Below are 19,272 nucleotides of genomic sequence, written 5' to 3' on the forward strand. Positions count from 1 at the left end.
ATTGACCACAACATAAACGCTGAGACATAAACAAAGGTGGGTCAAATCTCGGTGAAAATACCGGGTCACTTCTCAGCGGAAATCAACACAACTTATCCATCTGCTTTATTCGGTCGCAACTGCCTGAACATGCGCTGCGAAAGCAGGATCAAACATCAATGCCTTGCACCTGTCGAACCGACCCGTTGCATAGGCCCAGAAATCTTCGGCGGGGTTATCATCGGCATGTTGGATCAAGCCCCAGAGTGTCCACAGAAGATCGCACATCGCCTTGTAGATCACCATTCGCCCGAATTGAGCCGCTGTTGGTGCCGCGCCGAAATAGGACGTCAGCATCTCGATTTCTTGCGCCTCGGTCAGCCCGGCTTCGACCGACAAATCGCCGAGGTCCCAAAGGGCATCATTCATGCCGGAATACTCGAAATCCACGATCCACATACGGTCACCGTTGTCGAGAAAATTCTCGCAAAGCGGATCGCAATGGCTGGGAACCAGCATGCCCGGCCTGTCTTGCAGCAGCTGTTTGATCGGCGCAGCTTCCGCGACAATTTCTGTATAGCCTTCGGGCAGGGAAATATCCTTTGTTGACAGGACTTTCAGATATTCATCGATCATCGAAAAAAGTTCGAACCGAAATTCGAAAGGGCGGGGTGACTCGTGTAGTTGCCGCAGGGCATGCCCGGCACGTGCGGCCGCTCCGGTGCGCGTTGCGAAAAGCTCGGGTGTCATGGTGACGATACCGTCAATGCAATCACTGATCATCACACCGGTATCTGCATCCGCCCAAAGCACAGCAGGACCGATACCAGCTTCGGCTGCGACCCTGGCATTGTGAATCTCAACGCCGCGATCGATGTAATCCGCGGTGCCATCTCCGGGGATACGAACGATCATGGAGTGCCCGCCGGTTTCCACTCTGTAGACCAGATTGGTCAACCCACCCAGCCGTTTGATTTTGCTGTCTTGTGCTGAGATTTCCTCAAAACCTTTCAGGTTGCGAAGTTCACTCAGGACACGATCAGTGTTTCCGTCAGTCATTTTCTGCCCTCCCCCTCAGGCTTTTAGCCGCTCATTGGTCGGATCGTACAGAGGCCCATCCACCCGGTGGATCTGTTCGCGGTCTCCGAACAATTCGAGTTCGAATTCCGTCTGGTCCATCAGCGCCACCGGAAGATAGCCGTAGATGATCGTTTTCCCGACATGGTGCCCATAGCCACCGCTGCTGGCGCGCGAAACGGTTACGCCATTGTGCAGGATGGTTTCCCCCCCGGTCATCGGCAGTTTTTCCTCGGTCACGAAGGTACAGAGTTTCTGTGCTGCGCCATTGGATTTCTGGCCCTCCAGAACATCGCGCCCGAAAAAACTTCCCTTGGATTTCAGGTGGACGCGAGAGCTCAGGCCCGCTTCTACAGGTGTATAGTCCGGGGTGATATCGGTGCTCCAGTAAAGATACCCCTTTTCCAGGCGCAGCGAGTCTATGGTCCGGTAGCCAATGTCGCGGATGCCATAGGCCTGTCCTGCCTTCCAAAGCTGATCATAGACATGAAGTGCAAATTCGGTTGGGATGTGCAGTTCCCAGCCCAATTCGCCGGTATAGCCGATGCGCACCGCACGCACTTTTGCTGCTCCGACCGTAATGTCGCGCGCTGTTGCAAAGGGAAACGCAGCGTTTGAGATATCCTCTTCGGTTACCGCCTGCAGGACGTCGCGCGCTTTTGGTCCGCAGATATTGATCACCGCCCGGGATGAGGTAACCTCGATCAGATGTGCCGATCCGTCTTGCGGCAGATGGCGTCGGATCCAGTCGGAATCGTGCACCCCGAATCCGGCGCCGGTCACGATATAGAAATGGTCGCGCCTCAGGCGGGTGATGGTGACATCCGCCTCGACGCCGCCTTTGTCGTTACAAAGCTGGGTATAGATTACGCTGCCATCCGGCTTGTCCATGTTTGAGACCGCCAGGTGTTGCAACACACCCAACGCGCCAGAGCCGATCAGTTCGAACTTGGAAAAGCTCGACTGGTCGATCAGAACGACACCTTCGCGGGCAGCGCGGTGTTCTTCGGCCGCGAAGACATTCCAACCGGGATTGAGAAAATCGAGCTGATCCACTGGGGCGACCCCAGCTGGCGCAAACCACAAGGGCCGCTCCCACCCGTTCTTTGACCCATAGACCGCCCCGTGTTCTTTCAATCGGTTGTATAGCGGAGACAGTCGCAAATTGCGTGCGGTCTCGGCCTCCTGGCCCGGATAGCGCATCTTGTAGTGATGCGCGTAATGTTCGACGGCTCGGGGATACATAAAGGCCTTGGTCGCATGATGTGGGCTGAACCGCCGCACGTCCAATGGCCAAAGATCCAGGCTTGGACGCCCGTTCAGAATCCATTCCGCGATCATTTCCCCCGCGCCCCCGCCAGCCGCAATACCGTAGAGGAACCCGGTCGAGAGCATCAGGTTTTTAACCTCAGGGGCCCAGCCCATGACAAAATCACCATCGGCGGAGTAGGGGATTGGTCCATTGATGATTTGCCGGATGCCGACCTGGTTCACGACAGGCGTGACGACACCGGCAAGTTCAGCCAGCGGCGCGAAACGGTCAAGATTGTCCGGTAGCAACTGGCGCACGAACTCTCCGGGAATGCCCCGTTCTCCAAATGGCAATGTGTCGTCTTCGTAACCTCCGATGACCAGACGCCCGCCAGCATCGGGCTTGTAATAGACCAGACGCTCAGGGTCGCGCAGCGTGGGCAGGCCCTTGACCAATTCCGGCTCTGGCAACGGTTCTGTTACGACATATTGGTGCTCGACAGCGCAGGCTGGCACCACGACGCCCAGTCTTGCGGCCAGTTCACGGCTCCACATGCCCGAGGCCAGCACAACGGTTTCCGCCTCATAGTCGCCGTTGGTTGTCATCACTTTGGTTATGCGGCCATTGCGGATTTCGAAATCCTCGACCTTCACCCCCTGCCTGATCTGTGCGCCGTGGCTCCGCGCACCGGCTGCAATCGCCAGACACAGGCCAGCGGGGTCAACGTGGCCATCCGATGGAATAAAGGCAGCCCCCTCTAACCCGTCGGCATCAATATAGGGAAACAGGGCTTTCGCTTCGGCTGGTGAGATGATTTCCATCTCCAGGTCAAAACTGCGTGCCATTGTCGCCAGACGTTTTGCCTCCAGCAGCCGTTCCTTGGTTGCCGCCAGCCGCAAGCTGCCGACTTTCTTCCAGTCGAACTCCATACCGGTCTCGTCGGCCAGCCGGTCATAGAGCGCGACCGATCGTTTCAGCATCCGGGTCGTATTGCGGGAAGACCGCAGTTGCCCAACCAGCCCGGCAGCGTGCCATGTTGCACCCTCTGTCAGAGATGCCTTTTCCAGAAGGACGACATCCGTCTCACCTGCCCGGGCCAGATGATAGGCGATTGAGCATCCGATGATGCCGCCGCCAATAATAAGGTGTTTTGCAGAATGGGTTGTCATGGCCTCGCCCCTGTCGACAAATTTGATGCCAGATCATCGTATCGACCAACAGAAATCAACAAAAATTAAAAAAGAGTGTTGAAATATGTTGATTTAAAGAGGTATCAACAATTCATCCTGTTAGAATCCAACATCCGAGTGGCTGAATGTCGAAATACGAAAAGGACATCCTAAGCGCGGTTAACATTCATGGCCGAATCTCGGTCATGGACCTGGCGCAGAGGCTTAACGTTTCCGATCAGACAATCCGTCGAATTGTGAAGCCGTTGGTGGATGCGGGGCACATCGACAAGGTTCACGGCGCGTTGGTCAGCACCCAAAAGGTTCTGGATCCCCCTTTCATCGCGCGTATGACAACCAACCGCGCGGCGAAAGTCGCCATTGCAAAGTCCATTTTGAACCTTGTGCCTGATAACGCGTCCATTGCTATTGATACAGGATCTACGTCGGGTTTTGTGGCTCAGGCTCTCAAGGCGCGCAGAGATCTTACCGTGGTGACGAATTCAGCGTTCATTGCAACAACTCTGGCGATGGGGAACGGCAACCGGGTATTTATGGCGGGCACACAGCTTAGAAATCATGACGGCGCAGCGTTCGACCGCGCGGCCTTTGACGTTATTGCAAATATGTCGGTGGAATACTCGATCCTGTCGGCGTCGCGTGTGCATCCGAAACAGGGTTTTTTGGTGTTCGAACAATGCGAAGTCGATATTGCGGTCGCAATGAAGGCGATCAGCGAACGATGTTTCATGGCAGTGGACTCGACCAAGTTCCAGGCATCCGAACCCAAACCGGCCTTGCATCTTCCAGCTCTTTCGGCAAGTGACTTCCTGATAACCGAGCGGAAGCCTACGTCAAAATTTGAAGGCGTTATAGGTCGGGCAAAGACAGTAATCGCCGCAGATTAGTTTCAAGCTTTTGACGAATGAGCGGCTAAGAAAGGACGCGGCCCACCTGCACGCCGCGTTCAGTCATGTTCTGGACAGAGTGTACCGGGGTTATAAGTTAACAGCGTGCAAGACTGTATCCTTGGGGAAGTGACAGGGCTTCAATGTGATCAAGTTGCGAACTGTTAACGAACTGTTTTATGGGAACAAACGTCAGATCACCTATGCTCCCCAACTGTATTTTAAAGTTGGCAACATAGTCTTCGTCCGCAAATGCGCGGCGTACGTCGCTCCGCCGCGCGTGTTTTCGGGCATCTAGGTCCGGATTAGAAGATAAATTGGCCAGCTGTAGACATCCGGATCTGCTTCAGTGGCTGAGAATCTTGGAAAGGAAATCCTGAGCACGCGGGCTTCGCGGGGAACCAAAAAACTCGGCCGAGGGCGCGTCTTCGACGATTTCGCCATGGTCCATAAAGACCACGCGGTCGGCCACCTTCTTGGCAAACCCCATCTCATGCGTGACGACCATCATCGTCATGCCTTCCTTGGCCAGTTCCACCATGACGTCCAGAACCTCGTTGATCATCTCTGGGTCGAGCGCCGATGTTGGTTCGTCAAAGAGCATTGCCATCGGCTCCATCGCAAGGCCGCGGGCAATCGCCACCCGCTGCTGCTGGCCGCCGGACAACTGAGAGGGGTATTTCTGCGCATGTTCCGTCAGGCCCACGCGCTCAAGAAGTGCGAGCGCCTTTTCCTCCGCCTCTTTCGGATCGCGCCCCAGCACCTTGATCTGGCCGATCTTGATGTTCTCGGTCACGTTCATATGGGGAAACAGCTCAAAATTCTGAAAGACCATACCGATCTTGGAGCGCATCTTGTCGAGATTTGTCGATTTCGCGGTGATCGAGGTGCCCGCGACGGTGATCTCGCCATCATTGATCGGCTCAAGCCCGTTCACCGTTTTGATCAGCGTGGACTTGCCCGAACCAGAAGGGCCGCAGACCACGATCACCTCACCTTTGGCGACGCTGAGGGTACAGTTCTTCAGAACCTGAAAGGTCTTGCCGTACCATTTGTTGACATTCTTCATCTCGATCATGTGGCAAGCCTTTTTTGCAGATACCGGACGCCCATGGAGGCGAGGAAACAGAGGGTGAAGTAGACCGCAGCGACGAAGAGGAACATTTCCACCAGCTTCTGGTCACGGTTTGCAACGATCTCGGCACTGACAAGGAAATCGCGCAGGCCGACGACATAGACGAGCGATGTGTCCTGAAAGAGGATGATCGCCTGTGTCAGCAGGATCGGCGTCATCGCCCGGAAGGCCTGAGGCAGCACGATATAGCGCATCGACTGGCTGTAGGTGAGGCCGATGGCGCGCGCGGCGGCCAGTTGTCCGGGGCGGACAAAGTTGATGCCGGCCCAGATGATCTCGGAATAATAGGCGGCCTCAAACAGGATAATTGCCACGAGAACCGAGGAGAAGGCGCCGACAGGTCGCCCGACGATAAGCGGCACAAGGAAGAAGAGCCAGAAGATCACGAGGATCAGCGGCAGCGAGCGGAAGAAGTTGACATAGGCCGCAGCGAACTGGCCCAGAACCGGTACCTTTGCGATGCGCAGAAGGGCAAGGACCGTGCCAAGGACGATACCCCCGACCACTGCGAGGCCCGTCAGCAGGAAGGTCATTTTCATGCCGTCCCACAGCAGTTCGCCATTGGCGGAAATGACGGAAAAATCGAGTGTCATCACACAGCCCCTTTCGCGAAGGTGCCGGGCAGGGCGGTCATCTTGTCGACCCGTCGCATAACCGCCATCACCGTGAAGGTGACAAGGCTGTAGACCACAGTTGCTGCGGTGAAGGCTTCAAACCCCTGGAACGTATATTCCTCGATCTGTCGTGTCATCGCCGTCAGTTCGACGACACCGATGGTCAGCGCTAGCGAGGAATTCTTGAAGATCGTCAAAAACTCGCTTGTCAGCGGCGGGGTGATGATGCGGTAGGCATTGGGCAGAAGAATATATCGATGAACCTGCACTTCGGTCATGCCGATGGCGCGGCCTGCCTGGCGCTGGCCACGGCCCACGGCCTCGATTCCCGAACGGACCTGTTCGTAGACACGCGAGGCGGTATAAAGGCCGATAGCGACAATGGCGGTGGTCAGTGCCGGGAAGGGCATGTCGCGCTTGACCTAACGCGACCAGTCATCCGGCAGGACTTCGGGGAAAACGAAGTACCACAGGAACAGCTGTACCAGCAGCGGAACATTGCGGAAGATCTCTACATAGGTGGTGCCAACGGCCCTGAGGACCGGGCTGGATGAGGTGCGGAAGACACCGAGCGCTGAGCCCACCGAAAAAGCGATTGTCCTGGCCAGAAGCGAGATAACTATGGTCCAGCCGAAATAGGGCTCGCGGAACAGAATGCCCCCAGTCCCAATTATAGATCATGTCATCCCCCTGCCGCAGCTGGGGAGGGGCGGATGTACCCGCCCCTTCTTTTGTTGCTTATTCTGGCAGTGCCTGAATTTCGAACGCGGTCGCCAGTGTATCGGAAAGCGGCATGTCGATGTTTGTCGGGCCCGGCTCGAACCAATTGGCGTAAATCTCCTTGATCTCACCAGAGCGCATCAGACCGGCCATGACCGTACGTCCAAGACGTTCGAATGTGGAGTCGTTGCGCTGCATCATCAGGGCATAGGGATCGAAGGACAGGTACCGCCCGGTGACCTGATAGCCAGTCGGATCGGACGCCTTTGAGATCAGGCCATAGAGCGGAACATCGTCCGAGCCATAGGCGTCGATGCGGCCCGTTTCCAGCGCCAGCCAGCCCTGGCTGCGATCTTTGACCGGTACGATCTCGACGTTCAGGCCCTTTTCTTCGATGATGGCCTTGATCGCCTTTTCGTTGGTCGTGCCCGCAGACAGGCCAATGACCTTTCCTTCCTGATCCTCGATCTCGGTGATGCCCGACCCGGTCTTAGAGGCAATCTTGGTGCCGGTGAGGAAGGTCGTGGGCGGATATTCCACCTGCAACTGGCGGGTCAGGTTGTTGTTGGTGGTATCGCATTCCATGTCGATCGTGCCATTGGCATCAGTGAGATGCAGGTCTGGCCGGTGACCGGCACATAGTGGACCTCCAGATTGTCTACGCCAAGCTCCGCCTTGATCGCATCGACAATCTTCAGGCACAGGTCGATCGAATAACCGATCGGCTTGTTAACAGGGCCGATACAGGAGAAAGGGATCTAGGTTTCCCTTTGGCCGATACTGACCACGCCGCGTTCTTGAATGCGCTGCAATACCGGGCTCTCGCCGGCATCGGCAAAGGCCGGACCCGCAAGGGGAAGAATCGCCGTGACGGTCACTTGTGCAAGCATGTGCTTCATTTTCGTCTCCTCCCAAAAGTCTGTCTCTATTAGGCTATAGCTTTCATATGGTGCAGTTTCCGCAACCATCTTTGATCCGCCGGGGCTGCACCCTAGCCCCCATCCATCACGCCGAATACTGCGCACCACCCCGACGGACTCGCATTATCATTACTCAATACATGCGCTATCTGAAATTTGTATCGCTATTTAGGCAAGTTTATATGCAGAAACTGCATGCTAATGTGTCGCCGTGGACAAAGACTCAATACTCGATCTGCTCGCGCTGATCCGCGCCGAAAGCGTTTCGCTTGCCGCGCATAGCCGCATTTCTTCGCAATCCGCCTATTCCAGGCGACTTCAGGCCCTTTAGCATCTGTTTGACACTGAACTGTTGGACCGGTCGCGACGACCGTCAGGCCCGACCTATCAGCTCAGGTCCCTACAGGTGGAGCTTGAAGCAGCACTCGTCGGCCTCAACCGGCTTTCCGACGCTTTTGCGATCACGTCCGCTGAACCATTGCGGATATCCGCATTGCATTCGATCTCGGCCAACATCCTGCCTCGGGCGCTTGCCGCGTTCGGCGACACGCTGGCATCTCACGACTTGCGGCTGCGGTCGGCCAATCAGGAAACCTGCTTTCAGATGCTGATGACCGAAGAGGTCATGGTTGCCTTCTCCTACGAGGCTGAAACCCGCAGGCTAAACCCGCCAAAGGATCTGGTGCATCGCGCACTTGTCGGCAAGGACGGGTTCGTTCCCGTGGCAGCCGCGGGGATGTTGCAGGAGTTTCAGGCGCGTAGCGAGCGGGACGAGGTGTTGCCGATCATCTGCTATCCATCCAACGTCTTTATGGGTGATCTCACCCGCTCGGTGCTGTTGCCGCAAATTCCGCAAAGGGTCTCGTTAAAGATCGTTTCGGGCCTGACCCAGACGATCGCCAAATGCATTGAGCACGGGCTGGGTGTCGGATGGCTGCCACGAAGTTCCATCGAAGACCAGTTAGCGAATGGAACCCTGGTCGAGCTTTCCGATCTCGGCTTTCCGACCGCCTTGATCGACCTGACCATGATGCGGCTCAAGACGCGCAGCTTTTCCCAGCCCGAAAAAGTGGTTGAGGCGATCTCTGCCGAAATATCGGCAATCTTTTCGCGGCAGGCCTGACGCCTGTTCGTTGCCGTCGGCGGTTTCGGCGGCCTTGTCGAAATCCGTCCGTTTCAGCAGTTCGCCCAACTGTCAGTGTAGTCAAGACGCCATCTCCACTGATGCTGACATATATAAGTTACTGCGGCAAAACCGGTGACGCCAAGTCGACGTACCGCCTGAGTAACGTCGGGCTCAGAGGCCAGTGCAGTCACTCCAGGATGCCTATCCGTTCGATCTGTTGCACTAACGTACCACAGCTGATCAGGGCCTGCCCCGTTGCCAGGATCATCTGGGGCAGGATCATCCATTCTAGCGTCCAGGCAACGCCGGAACGTTCCTGCTCGTGCACCAGCGCCTGATGCATGCCCGACAGTTGGGTTGCGTTGAAACGAGCCAGTGCGACCAGCAGTTCCGCACGGACCGGGTTGCGCTTGTGAGGCATCGCCGAAGATCCGCCGCCACCTGTCAGCGAAACCTCGTCCACCCCTTGCTGGGCCATGAGCGACACGTCCTGACCAATCTTCCCCAGCGATCCGGTTATCAATGAAAGCCATGAGGCAAGTTCTGCAAGATTGTCCCGGCGGGTATGCCAGTTTGCATTGCAGCTGGCCAGGCCAAGCCTGTCGGCCATATGATCTGCGATTGCCTGTCCGGATCCGAGCATCCCAACGCGGTCGCCAACGGCGCCGCCAAGTTGCAGCACAAGCAATCTGGGCTGCAATTCGGTCAGGCGTTTCTGGTGAACGGCCAATGGCAACCGCCAGTTTCGCAGGCGCGTGGCAACTGAAATCTGCAATGCCGCCTGCATTCGGGTTCGCCCCATCATCACGTGTTCGCCATATGCCTGCTCCAGCGCCACAAGCGCATCTATCAGGTCTGAAAGACGGGCCGAAAACACCTCCAGAATGTCTTTGATTGACAAAACCAGAGCGGTGTCGACAACATCCTGCGACGTCATCCCCTTATGCAGCGCGACGTGGCAATGTTCAGGCAATGCCGCTTTGAGCGACCGCACCAGCGCGGGCACCACAACGCCATCCAATGCCGTCCCATCGCGCAGCGCCTGCATGTCGGGACGGTGTTGTCGGATAAGTTTTGCCGCGGTTTCCGCCACCTCTGGTGGTACGGTGCCGACCGCCGCCAAAGCCTCTGAATATGCGGCCTCGACGGCCAGCATGTGTCTCAGCTGAGCCTCTGCACCCAGCAACTCTGAGGTCTGTGGGTCCTGAAACAACCCGCTGAGCCAGGGATGAGTGGAAAGCTGTTCCATCCTATGTGTGGCCTTTGAAATAAAGCGAGCGGATATCAATCGTCATGGCGCCATTCCTCCCTGCGCTCAAAGAGCCAAAATCTCGCGGGCCTGTTGCCAGGTGGCGACCGGACGTTCGTGCTTTGCGCATAACTCGGTCACGCGATTGACCAGCGTTGCGTTCGAAGGCGCTAGTGTATTCCGATCCAGCCGGACATTGTCTTCCAAACCTGTCCGCGTGTGTCCGCCCGCAGCAATGGCCCATTCATTTACCACAATCTGGTTTGGACCGATCCCGGCGGCACACCATTCGGCATCCGGTGCGCGATCCTGCATGGACTTCACGTAAAAGTCGAACACGGCCCTGTCGACCGGCATCGCGTTTTTGACACCCATGACAAACTGAACATACAGCTTGCCATAAAGCTTGCCTTCCTTGTGCAATCTGATCGCTTGCAGGATGTGGGACAGGTCAAACGCCTCGATCTCGGGCGTGACTTTGTATTTTTGCATTTCGGCTGACAGCCAGTCCACCAGGTCGGGTGGATTTTCGTACACCCGGGTGGGAAAGTTGTTCGACCCGACAGACAGCGACGCCATGTCAGGGGCAAGGGGCAGCATTCCGCCCCTGGCCTGACCGGCGCCTGACCGCCCACCAGTGGAAAACTGGATGATCATTCCGGGACAGTGTTTTTGCAAACCCTCTTTCAGGAGAGCGAATTTGTCGGGGTCGCTGCTGGGCGTCTGATCATCGTTGCGAACATGGGCGTGGACAATGCTGGCCCCGGCCTCGAACGCCTCTTGCGTGCTTTCGACCTGTTCTGCAACCGAGATCGGCACCGCGGGGTTGTTGTTTTTGGTAGGCAGGGAACCGGTGATGGCCACGCAGATGATGCAAGGTTTGGTCATGGTGACTTCCTGAATTAAGTGCTGCCTTGGAAAGGCAACACCAAGTAATCAGATATCAAAAAAAACGGTCTCATCTTCGCCTTGTATCTTGATATCGAAGCGATAGACAATTTGACCGTCCCTATTGGTGCGTCTGGCCAGCAGCGTTGCGCGGCGGCGTTCCCATTCGATGAGATTAAGGACCGGGTCCTTGCTGTTGGCCTCTTCCTCGTCCTCGAAATAGATACGCGTATTCAGGCCGACATTGATGCCCCGGGCAACGACCCAAAGGTTGATATGAGGCGCTTGCTGGCCCACGTTTCGTCCCGGTGTCGGGCCGGGTTTGACTGTGTCGAACGCCCATTCGCCGGTTTCAAAATTGGTGATGACGCGTCCCCAGCCGCGAAAGCCGTCTTCGACATCGCCGCCGCCCTCAGGATGGGCATAGACGCCCCTGGCATTTGCCTGCCAGGCCTCGAGCAAAACATCCTTGATGGGCGATCCTGCCCCGTCCACGACCAGTCCTTCGACCCGAATACGCTCACCTTCGGCATTTGGTCCGGCTATATCCCAGCCCAGTTCCTGCCTGTAGATCTCAAATCCGGCAGCCCCAGGCGCCAGACCGATATGGACGTAAGGCCCGGCTGTTTGCGAGGGGGTTTCCTTCAGATAATTCAGCTGTTGCATCTTCAGTTCCCCTCCAGACGGTTTTCAAACAGGGTCGAGCGCCGACCGCGCAAGACCACGTCAAATTTATAGGCGATGGTATCCAGTGGGATCGTTGAATTCATATCGAGCCGCGAAATCAGGCGGCTGATCGCATCGGCGTCAGGAATAGTTTTCACGATCGGGCACCTGTCAATCAGCGGGTCACCTTCGAAATAACATTGTGTGATCAGGCGCTGTGCAAAACCTGTTCCGAATATCGACATGTGGATATGGGCGGGACGCCAGCTGTTCACCCAATTGCGCCAGGGGTAGGCACCGGGTTTTACGGTGCGGAAGAAATAATACCCGTTTTCATCTGTCAGGGTGCGGCCACAACCACCGAAATTGGGATCGATCGGTGCCAGGTAGGTATCCTTCTTGTGGCGATAGCGCCCACCCGCATTCGCCTGCCAGGTTTCCACCAACGTGTTTGGCACCGGACGTCCGTTTTCATCCTGCACCCTGCCGTGCAGAATAATTCGCTCGCCAATCGGGCTTTCACCGGGCTGCGCATAGTTCGAGATCAGGTCCTTATCCAGAGGATCAACATCGTTGTGGCCAAAAACCGGGCCGGTGACCTCACTGATCGAGTTTTGCAGCGAGATCAGCGAATATTGCGGTGAACGGGTCACGCTGGTCTTGTAGTCGGGCGTCAGTGCAGGTGGGTGCCACTCGCGGTCACGCTGGTAGAATTCACCTTGTTTCAACATTGTCGGATCACACTTCCTTTTTGTCTAACTGGGGTTTCTGCGCGTTTCCCATTCAGTCCTGTTCCATTTCGTCATACGTTTGTTTTGCCAGCCTGAGGGCCTGATTGGCGCGTGGTACGCCCGCGTAAATCGCGACGTGCTGAAACGCTTCAAGTACATCCTGCTTGCTGGCGCCGGTACGGGCTGTGGCGCGGATATGCATCGGGATTTCTTCGAAATTGCCCAACGCAGCCAGCAAAGCCAGCGTCAGCATGGATCTCTCACGGTCGCTGATCCCGTCCGAAGCCCAGACAGTGCCCCACGCGCCTTCGGTGATAAGCGTCTGAAATGGACCGTCCAGATCAGATTTGGCGGCTTCGGCACGATCCACATGGGCATCGCCCAGAATTCTGCGCCGCACTCGCATACCGGACGCGTATTTGTCACTCATTGCGGTTCTCCATCAGGAATGCGGACAAGTGTTCAGCATAGGTGGCGGGGGCTTCCACGCATGGCAGGTGCCCGGTGTTGGGTATTTCGGCATAGCGCGCCCCGGGGATCATAGCACAGGTCTGCTGGACCAGTTCGGGCGGGCAGGCGCGGTCATCTGATCCGGCGATGGCCAGAACTGGCAATCGCAGCGCCCAGGTCATGGATTCAAGATCAACATTTGAAATCGCGTTGCAGCATCCCAGGTACCCAGAAACAGGGGTACGCACCAGCATGTTGCGCCAAAGCAGCACGTTATCGGTTGCCCTGAAACCCGCTGCAAACCAACGGTCCAGAATTGCGTCAGCCACAGACTCGATGCCGGACGATCGGATTGCGCCCATCCGGTCACGCCACATCTGGGCCGTCCCCATTTTTGCGGCGGTGTTGGAAAGAACAAGGGCGCGGATCAGGTCTGGTCGGCGCGAAGCCAGCGCCTGACCGATCATGCCGCCAATCGACAGGCCGACAAACACCGTGTCGCGAACCCCGATATGGTCAAGCAACGCCTCGGCGTCATCTGTCAGCTCAGCCAAGCTGTAAAGCGCCTGAGGGCATTCCGACAGGCCGTGACCACGCAGATCGAACCGGATCAGGCGCAGCCCCTTGGGCAGTAAGGGCAAAACTTTGTACCAAAGGCGCAGGTCAGTTCCCAGCGAGTTGGCAAACACCACAGGCGTGCCATCTGGATCGCCATCCTCACGCCAATGCAGGTGAATGTTATCCAGCGCCGCAATCTGCATCAGTAGGGCAGCCCGACGTAGTTTTGTGCAAACACCGATTGGGCCTCTTTGTTTTCGCGCAGGAAATCAATGTCAGCCTTCTGCATTTTCAGGTCAAAGCCGTTCTGTTCCGGAAAACGGTGCAACAGGTTGGTCGTGGACCAACTGAACCGCTCGGCTTTCCAAATTCGGGCCAACGCTTTTTCGGAATAGCGGTCGATGCCTTCGCTGTCGTGGTCTTTATAGAATTGCAGCAGGGCGTTGTGCAGATAGTGGATGTCGCTTGCCGCCGTGTTAAGCCCCTTGGCCCCGGTGGGGGGCACGATATGCGCGGCATCCCCACACAGGAACAAACGGCCCCAGCGCATTGGTTCGGTCACAAAAGACCGCAGCGCTGCAATTGATTTTTCGACCGATGGCCCGGTGATCAGTGTCTCAGCATATTGCGCGGGAATCCTGCGTTTCAGCTCCTGCCAGAAGGCTTGATCAGTCCAGTCATCGGCACTGTCAGACAGCGAGCATTGAATGTAGTAACGGCTGAGGTTCTCATTGCGCATGGAACAAAGCGCAAAACCGCGCTCCGACCCGGCATAGATCAGTTCGTCATGGACCGGGGGTGTTTCGGACAAAACACCCAGCCAGCCAAACGGATAGACCTTTTCGTATTCCCGGCGCACGGTCAGCGGGATGGTTTGACGCGACACCCCATGAAACCCGTCGCACCCGGCGACAAAATCGCAATCAATCCGGTGTCCGGTCCCATCCGCTTGATACGTCACATAAGGTGCATCGCTGTCAGCCCCATGAATCTGAAGATCATCGACGTTAAAAGCAATCTTGCCGCCCATCGCATCGCGTACATCATACAGGTCGCGGGTTACTTCCGTTTGTCCGTAAACAACCACATGTTTGCCCGTCAGCTCTTTAAAGTTGATGCCGAATTCGATATCGCCATACGAGATCACTGTGCCGTCATGGACAAAACACTCCTTGTCCATCCGATCTGCTACACCGGCTTCGCGCATCAGCTCCACAAAACCGGTTTCCAGAATGCCAGCGCGAATGCGACCCAGAACATATTCCCTGGTTTTGCGCTCTAACACGATGGTGTCTATGCCGTTGCGGTGCAACAACTGGCTGAGCAAAAGACCTGAAGGTCCACCGCCGATGATCGCGACCTGAACGCGCATGTTGGCTCTCCTGATTTCGCGTGTCTAATAATTGAACGTCATTTCTCGATATGTAAAATGAGTTCTGCTTGGACTTAGTTGCTATAATTGGAAAGTAATGATAGATCGCCGCATCAAAGTTAGGCATATTCAATGTTTTATTGAGATATGTCGCGAGAAAAGCCTGAAAGTTGCGGCAGAGAAGCTGTTTCTCACGCAACCGGCGATATCCAAGACGCTTAAGGAGCTTGAGGATATTCTGGGCACTGTGCTGTTGTCCCGTAACCGATCCGGTGTTTCTCTGACGCGGCAGGGCGAAGTGTTTCTGCATTTCGCCGAAATGTCGCTGGCCGCTTTGCAGCAGGGCTTTTCTGGTGTAGAGCAGATCGAAGCGCGCGGCAGGGCCAGTCTTCGGGTCGGGGTGCTGCCTTCGGTTGCGGCCCGTTTGATGCCAGCCGTTGCCACCGAGTTTTCCGAACTTGCGGGCAATGCCCGACTGAGCGTTTTCGACGGTCCACATGGCCATTTGATGGAGCGTCTTCGTCTGGGCGACCTGGAGCTTGTTATCGGGCGTTTGGGTCGCCCTGAAACCATGCAGGGCATTTCCTTTACCCAGCTTTACGAGGAGAAGGTCGTCTTCGTCGTGCGCGCGGATCACCCGCTGCTGAAAGCCCCCGATCTCAGGCGGATTACCGAGTGGCAAGTGCTTTATCCACCTGAAGGATCGGCAATCCGGCCCTTGGTGGATCGCCTCATGATCGCGCATGGGATTGGTGAAATCGAAGATCGTCTGGAAACTGTCTCGGGTGCTTTCGGACGGGTGTATACCCGACAGACCGATGCGATCTGGATTATCTCGGCAGGGGTGGTCGCCAATGAAATCAGCGATGGCCACCTTGTAGCGCTGCCGTTTGATGCGTCGATCACACGCGGGCCCGTTGGGCTGATGCGTCGGCCTGACCAGGTCCTGTCACCTCAGGCGCAGGTTTTCGGGTTGGCTTTGGACAATGCAATTGCGAGGTTGGGCTTGTCGCCTGATGGTGCGACCTCTGATAACTAAGGCTGGTCCATTCTGCCGGAGTGGCGCGAGGACAGGAGCACAAGATGGATGACAAGGAACGCGGAATCCGTGAGGCGATTATCGAGAAATGCCTTTTTCTGAATTCCAGTGGTCTTAGCCAGGGAACATCCGGCAATATCTCGGCCCGATACGAGAACCGGATGCTGATCACACCTTCGGCGACGCCATATGACAAGCTGACCCCAGAGATGATCGTCTCAATGCCATTTGATGGAGACTATGGGACTTGGGATGGCCCGCTCAAACCTTCGACCGAATGGCGGTTCCACTTCGACATCCTCAAGACCCGCCCCGATATGGGCGCTGTTGTCCATGCACATCCGACCTATTGCACGGCGCTGGCGATTGCACACAAAGAGATCCCGGCAGCGCATTACATGGTCGCGGCTTTCGGTGGTACTAATGTTCGCTGCGCACCCTATGCGCGCTTTGGAACGCCCGATCTGTCGGAGCTGGCGATCGAAGCGCTGCAAGACCGAACCGCCTGTTTGCTTGGCAATCATGGGTCCATTGCCATGGGTGAGGACCTGGACAAGGCCATGTGGCGCGCGGTTGAGCTGGAAACCATTGCCCGGCAATATTACCTTTCCTTGGCCCTCGGTCCGGTAATCCTGACCGATGAACAGATTTCTGAAACGCTATCCGGTTTCGCTTCTTACGGCATTCATGACGACTACAAGGACGTCGCAGAAGGTACTGCCGGGAAGCAAAATGAGCCTGAACAGACCTGACGACCAAGGTGGTTGCGCTGGGGGTCGATATATTGGGCTCAAGTCCAAAACGCCGCGACTTGATCAGGAGGTTTTCGGCTGTTCGGCGTTGGCGCCACGCGTCTTACCATTCGCGCGGATACGGCAGCCTATTGATTTATTGCCGCGCGTAAAGAAGATGTAAGGTCAAAGCGAAAGAGTTCCGCAAGCGGGTAGGTATGGCAAAAATAAGAAATATGGAGGAGTTCGCGGCCCTGAGCGGGATTTCTCGGCCAACGGTTTCCAAATATTTTCACGACCCGGAAAGCGTTCGTTCCTCTACGCGGGCGCGTATCGAAGAAGCTTTGGAAAAGTTCGATTACCGTCCGAATATCTATGCGGTGAACCAGAATCGAAAGCTGACCAAGAATATCGGCATCGTTGTTCCCTATCTAGCCGATCCGTTTTTTGCCGAGATGGCCAGATACCTTGAGCAGAGCTGTATTGCCGCCGGGTATCGTCCATCTCTATTCAGCTCGCACGGTGAGCAGGAACTCGAGAACGAAATACTCGACAGCCTGCGGTCGCTCAAGCCGGCCGGAGTACTTTTTGCCCCTTTGGGTCGCGGGTCGGACCGCGCTCACATCGAGAAATTTTGCGCCGAGGTGCCAACGGTTCTGTTTGACAGCAACCTCGAAGGTTTGGGTGCAGCCTTTATAGGATCGGACAATTTCAGTTTTGTGTCCCAAACCGTGGAATACATGACCCGGACGGGTGAACCTCCGTCTTTCTTTGAAATGCGCACGCCAGCAAACCCAAACGCCAACAAGCGACGCAAGGCATATATAGAGGTTATGGAACGTCTGGGGTTCGAGCCCGATGTCATTAAAATTGATGGCGAAGGCTGGGCGTTTGAAGAGATTGGGCATCAAGGTGCTTTGAGAGTGTTGGAGAAAGGCGCTCTCAGGACGAACTCGGTTTTGTGCAGCAATGACCGCCTTGCGATCGGATTTCTGGCAGCCTGTTATGAGCAGGGGATTCGGGTTGGGCGAAAAGAAGATTGCTCACTCCGCGTCGCATCAAATGACGACCACCCCTTTGCAAAATTTACGTGCCCATCGCTGACAACAGCTGCGCATGATTATGACAACGTGGCTGGGCGCAGTGTGGATACCTTGTTTGAACTCATTGAAAGCGGGGGAAAATTTGACGATCGGACGGAAACTCTATTTCCGGCACGGCTTGTCTTGAGGGAATCTGCATGAACTAAAAGTTAACGCGCGTAAAGTTTATATTGACGCCGCGACAATTTATAAACTAGGGTCTCTGTACAGCATCCAAGCTCAGGGAGGACAGGGATGTATTTGAAGAACGCACTTCGTGCGGCGACTGCGTTGACTTTCGTCGTTACGGCAGCAGCCCAAGCGGAAACCATCACGATCGCGACCGTCAACAATGGTGACATGATCCGGATGCAGGGCTACACAGACAACTTCACCAATGCGACAGGCATTGATGTCGAATGGGTGACGTTGGAAGAAAACGTTTTGCGTCAGCGCGTCACGACCGACATCACCACCAAAGGCGGTCAGTTCGACATCATGACCATCGGCATGTACGAAACCCCGATCTGGGGTGCGAACGGCTGGCTGGTACCGCTGGACGGTTTGTCCGATGAATATGATGTTGGTGATCTGCTGCCTGCGATGGCAGGCGGGTTGAGCCATGATGGCACGCTTTATGCTGCGCCTTTTTATGGCGAAAGCTCGATGATCATGTACCGCACCGACCTGATGGAAAAGGCCGGTCTGGAAATGCCAGAAGCACCAACATGGCAATTCATCCGTGAAGCTGCGGCTGCCATGACTGATCGCGACAACGACATCAACGGCATCTGCCTGCGCGGTAAGGCGGGCTGGGGTGAAGGTGGTGCCTTTATCACCGTAACCGGCAATTCCTTCGGTGCGCGCTGGTTTGATGAAAACTGGAAGCCCCAGTTCGATCAGCCCGAGTGGAAAGAGGCGCTGACGTTCTTCGTCGACATGATGAGTGAATCCGGCCCGGCTGGCTATGCCACTAACGGTTTCAACGAGAACCTGTCTTTGTTCCAGCAAGGCAAGTGCGGCATGTGGATTGACGCCACCGTTGCCGCGTCTTTTGTGACAAATCCGGAAGACTCAACCGTAGCTGACAAAGTTGGCTTCGCACTTGCACCAAATTCGGAAGGCGTCGACAAGCACGCCAATTGGCTTTGGGCTTGGGCGCTGGCGATCCCGGCGGGAACTCAGCGGGAAGATGCGGCCAAGCAGTTCATCGAATGGGCAACCTCGAAAGACTACATCGAGCTGGTGGCAGAAAACGAAGGGTGGGCCAATGTACCTCCGGGCGCGCGGACCTCGCTTTATGAGAATGACAACTACAAGGCAGTCCCATTCGCAAAAATGACTCTGGAATCGATCCTGAAGGCTGACCCGCAGAATTGCTGTGTGCAGCCGACGCCCTATACCGGTGTCCAATTCGTGGCCATTCCGGAATTTGCAGGGATTGCCACACAGGTAAGTCAGGAATTCTCGGCCGTTTATGCCGGGCAGCAAACAGTGGATGAGGCGCTTGCCAAAGCGCAGGCCTTCACAGCAGAAGAGATGGAAGCCGCAGGGTACTGAGGCAACCTTCCCAGCGGGGGGCAGATCTTCTGTCCCCTGCTCCCAC

At 56.1% G+C, this 19,272-nt stretch carries 21 protein-coding genes; 6 read left to right on the forward strand and 15 right to left on the reverse strand.

Translation table 11 applies throughout. The annotated features are described in order from the left end of the window. Positions 1 to 105: 105 nt before the first annotated feature. Both ACR0ID_RS16875 and ACR0ID_RS16880 read right to left on the reverse strand, forming a co-directional pair. Positions 106 to 1,038 carry a phosphotransferase gene (locus ACR0ID_RS16875; RefSeq protein ID WP_480607210.1) on the reverse strand — a complete coding sequence of 311 codons (933 nt, stop codon included), beginning with the start codon at positions 1,036 to 1,038 and terminating at the stop codon, positions 106 to 108. 15 nt (positions 1,039 to 1,053) lie between these two features. Then, a complete protein-coding gene (locus ACR0ID_RS16880) occupies positions 1,054 to 3,477 on the reverse strand; it encodes a GcvT family protein (RefSeq protein ID WP_480607213.1) in 2,424 nt (807 codons plus the stop codon). 146 nt (positions 3,478 to 3,623) lie between these two features. On the opposite strand from ACR0ID_RS16880, the gene ACR0ID_RS16885 reads away from it, so the two are divergent. Continuing rightward, positions 3,624 to 4,385 carry a DeoR/GlpR family DNA-binding transcription regulator gene (locus ACR0ID_RS16885; protein ID WP_480495848.1) on the forward strand — a complete coding sequence of 254 codons (762 nt, stop codon included), beginning with the start codon at positions 3,624 to 3,626 and terminating at the stop codon, positions 4,383 to 4,385. Between the two features lie 346 nt (positions 4,386 to 4,731). Here ACR0ID_RS16885 and ACR0ID_RS16890 read toward each other — a convergent pair whose 3' ends face one another. The 6 genes from ACR0ID_RS16890 to ACR0ID_RS16915 all read right to left on the reverse strand — a co-directional run bounded on the left by ACR0ID_RS16890 (position 4,732) and on the right by ACR0ID_RS16915 (position 7,753). Then, positions 4,732 to 5,463, reverse strand: coding sequence for an amino acid ABC transporter ATP-binding protein (locus tag ACR0ID_RS16890; RefSeq protein ID WP_480555697.1), 732 nt, complete (start codon positions 5,461 to 5,463; stop codon positions 4,732 to 4,734). Then, on the reverse strand, positions 5,460 to 6,113 hold the full coding sequence (locus ACR0ID_RS16895; protein WP_480607216.1) for an amino acid ABC transporter permease: 654 nt from the start codon (positions 6,111 to 6,113) through the stop codon (positions 5,460 to 5,462). The genes ACR0ID_RS16890 and ACR0ID_RS16895 overlap by 4 nt, the downstream gene beginning before the upstream one ends. Continuing rightward, on the reverse strand, positions 6,113 to 6,544 hold the full coding sequence (locus ACR0ID_RS16900) for an amino acid ABC transporter permease (protein WP_480607219.1): 432 nt from the start codon (positions 6,542 to 6,544) through the stop codon (positions 6,113 to 6,115). Before ACR0ID_RS16900 ends, ACR0ID_RS16895 begins: the two co-directional genes overlap by 1 nt. 12 nt (positions 6,545 to 6,556) lie before the next feature. Further along, positions 6,557 to 6,718: an ABC transporter permease subunit gene (locus ACR0ID_RS16905; RefSeq protein WP_480607222.1), complete on the reverse strand. Its 162-nt coding sequence runs from the start codon at positions 6,716 to 6,718 to the stop codon at positions 6,557 to 6,559. A gap of 154 nt (positions 6,719 to 6,872) precedes the next feature. Beyond that, positions 6,873 to 7,439, reverse strand: a complete 567-nt coding sequence (locus ACR0ID_RS16910; protein ID WP_480607225.1) for an ABC transporter substrate-binding protein — start codon at positions 7,437 to 7,439, stop codon at positions 6,873 to 6,875. Positions 7,440 to 7,612: 173 nt separating this feature from the next. Beyond that, a complete protein-coding gene (locus ACR0ID_RS16915; RefSeq protein ID WP_480555687.1) occupies positions 7,613 to 7,753 on the reverse strand; it encodes a hypothetical protein in 141 nt (46 codons plus the stop codon). Between the two features lie 427 nt (positions 7,754 to 8,180). Here ACR0ID_RS16915 and ACR0ID_RS16920 point away from each other — a divergent pair, with 427 nt between their 5' ends. After that, positions 8,181 to 8,897 carry a substrate-binding domain-containing protein gene (locus ACR0ID_RS16920; RefSeq protein WP_480607228.1) on the forward strand — a complete coding sequence of 239 codons (717 nt, stop codon included), beginning with the start codon at positions 8,181 to 8,183 and terminating at the stop codon, positions 8,895 to 8,897. Positions 8,898 to 9,087: 190 nt separating this feature from the next. On the opposite strand, the gene ACR0ID_RS16925 is transcribed toward ACR0ID_RS16920, so the two are convergent. From ACR0ID_RS16925 to pobA, 7 genes are all read right to left on the reverse strand, one after another. Next, positions 9,088 to 10,149 carry a 3-carboxy-cis,cis-muconate cycloisomerase gene (locus tag ACR0ID_RS16925; protein ID WP_480607231.1) on the reverse strand — a complete coding sequence of 354 codons (1,062 nt, stop codon included), beginning with the start codon at positions 10,147 to 10,149 and terminating at the stop codon, positions 9,088 to 9,090. A 66-nt stretch (positions 10,150 to 10,215) separates the two neighbouring features. Beyond that, positions 10,216 to 11,037, reverse strand: a complete 822-nt coding sequence (locus ACR0ID_RS16930; RefSeq protein WP_480607234.1) for a 3-oxoadipate:acetyl-CoA acetyltransferase — start codon at positions 11,035 to 11,037, stop codon at positions 10,216 to 10,218. Between the two features lie 48 nt (positions 11,038 to 11,085). Continuing rightward, on the reverse strand, positions 11,086 to 11,703 hold the full coding sequence (pcaG, locus tag ACR0ID_RS16935) for a protocatechuate 3,4-dioxygenase subunit alpha (protein ID WP_480607237.1): 618 nt from the start codon (positions 11,701 to 11,703) through the stop codon (positions 11,086 to 11,088). Between the two features lie 2 nt (positions 11,704 to 11,705). After that, complete coding sequence (gene pcaH, locus ACR0ID_RS16940; protein ID WP_480607241.1) at positions 11,706 to 12,434, reverse strand: protocatechuate 3,4-dioxygenase subunit beta; 729 nt, start codon at positions 12,432 to 12,434, stop codon at positions 11,706 to 11,708. 52 nt (positions 12,435 to 12,486) lie between these two features. After that, positions 12,487 to 12,864, reverse strand: coding sequence for a 4-carboxymuconolactone decarboxylase (pcaC, locus tag ACR0ID_RS16945; RefSeq protein ID WP_480477645.1), 378 nt, complete (start codon positions 12,862 to 12,864; stop codon positions 12,487 to 12,489). Next, on the reverse strand, positions 12,857 to 13,645 hold the full coding sequence (gene pcaD / locus ACR0ID_RS16950; RefSeq protein WP_480607244.1) for a 3-oxoadipate enol-lactonase: 789 nt from the start codon (positions 13,643 to 13,645) through the stop codon (positions 12,857 to 12,859). Before pcaD ends, pcaC begins: the two co-directional genes overlap by 8 nt. Continuing rightward, positions 13,645 to 14,814 carry a 4-hydroxybenzoate 3-monooxygenase gene (gene pobA / locus ACR0ID_RS16955; RefSeq protein ID WP_480520864.1) on the reverse strand — a complete coding sequence of 390 codons (1,170 nt, stop codon included), beginning with the start codon at positions 14,812 to 14,814 and terminating at the stop codon, positions 13,645 to 13,647. Before pobA ends, pcaD begins: the two co-directional genes overlap by 1 nt. Positions 14,815 to 14,911: 97 nt before the next feature. Here pobA and pcaQ point away from each other — a divergent pair, with 97 nt between their 5' ends. The 4 genes from pcaQ to ACR0ID_RS16975 all read left to right on the forward strand — a co-directional run bounded on the left by pcaQ (position 14,912) and on the right by ACR0ID_RS16975 (position 19,226). Further along, positions 14,912 to 15,853, forward strand: a complete 942-nt coding sequence (gene pcaQ, locus ACR0ID_RS16960; protein ID WP_480607247.1) for a pca operon transcription factor PcaQ — start codon at positions 14,912 to 14,914, stop codon at positions 15,851 to 15,853. A gap of 44 nt (positions 15,854 to 15,897) precedes the next feature. Beyond that, positions 15,898 to 16,605, forward strand: coding sequence for a class II aldolase/adducin family protein (locus ACR0ID_RS16965; RefSeq protein ID WP_480607250.1), 708 nt, complete (start codon positions 15,898 to 15,900; stop codon positions 16,603 to 16,605). 197 nt (positions 16,606 to 16,802) lie between these two features. Beyond that, positions 16,803 to 17,828 (forward strand): LacI family DNA-binding transcriptional regulator, encoded by a 1,026-nt coding sequence (locus ACR0ID_RS16970; RefSeq protein ID WP_480607253.1) that lies wholly within the window; start codon positions 16,803 to 16,805, stop codon positions 17,826 to 17,828. Positions 17,829 to 17,921: 93 nt separating this feature from the next. Next, a complete protein-coding gene (locus tag ACR0ID_RS16975; protein WP_480477635.1) occupies positions 17,922 to 19,226 on the forward strand; it encodes an ABC transporter substrate-binding protein in 1,305 nt (434 codons plus the stop codon). The last annotated feature ends 46 nt before the right edge of the window (positions 19,227 to 19,272 follow it).

The sequence above is a fragment of the Ruegeria sp. AL2 genome (assembly GCF_056540845.1).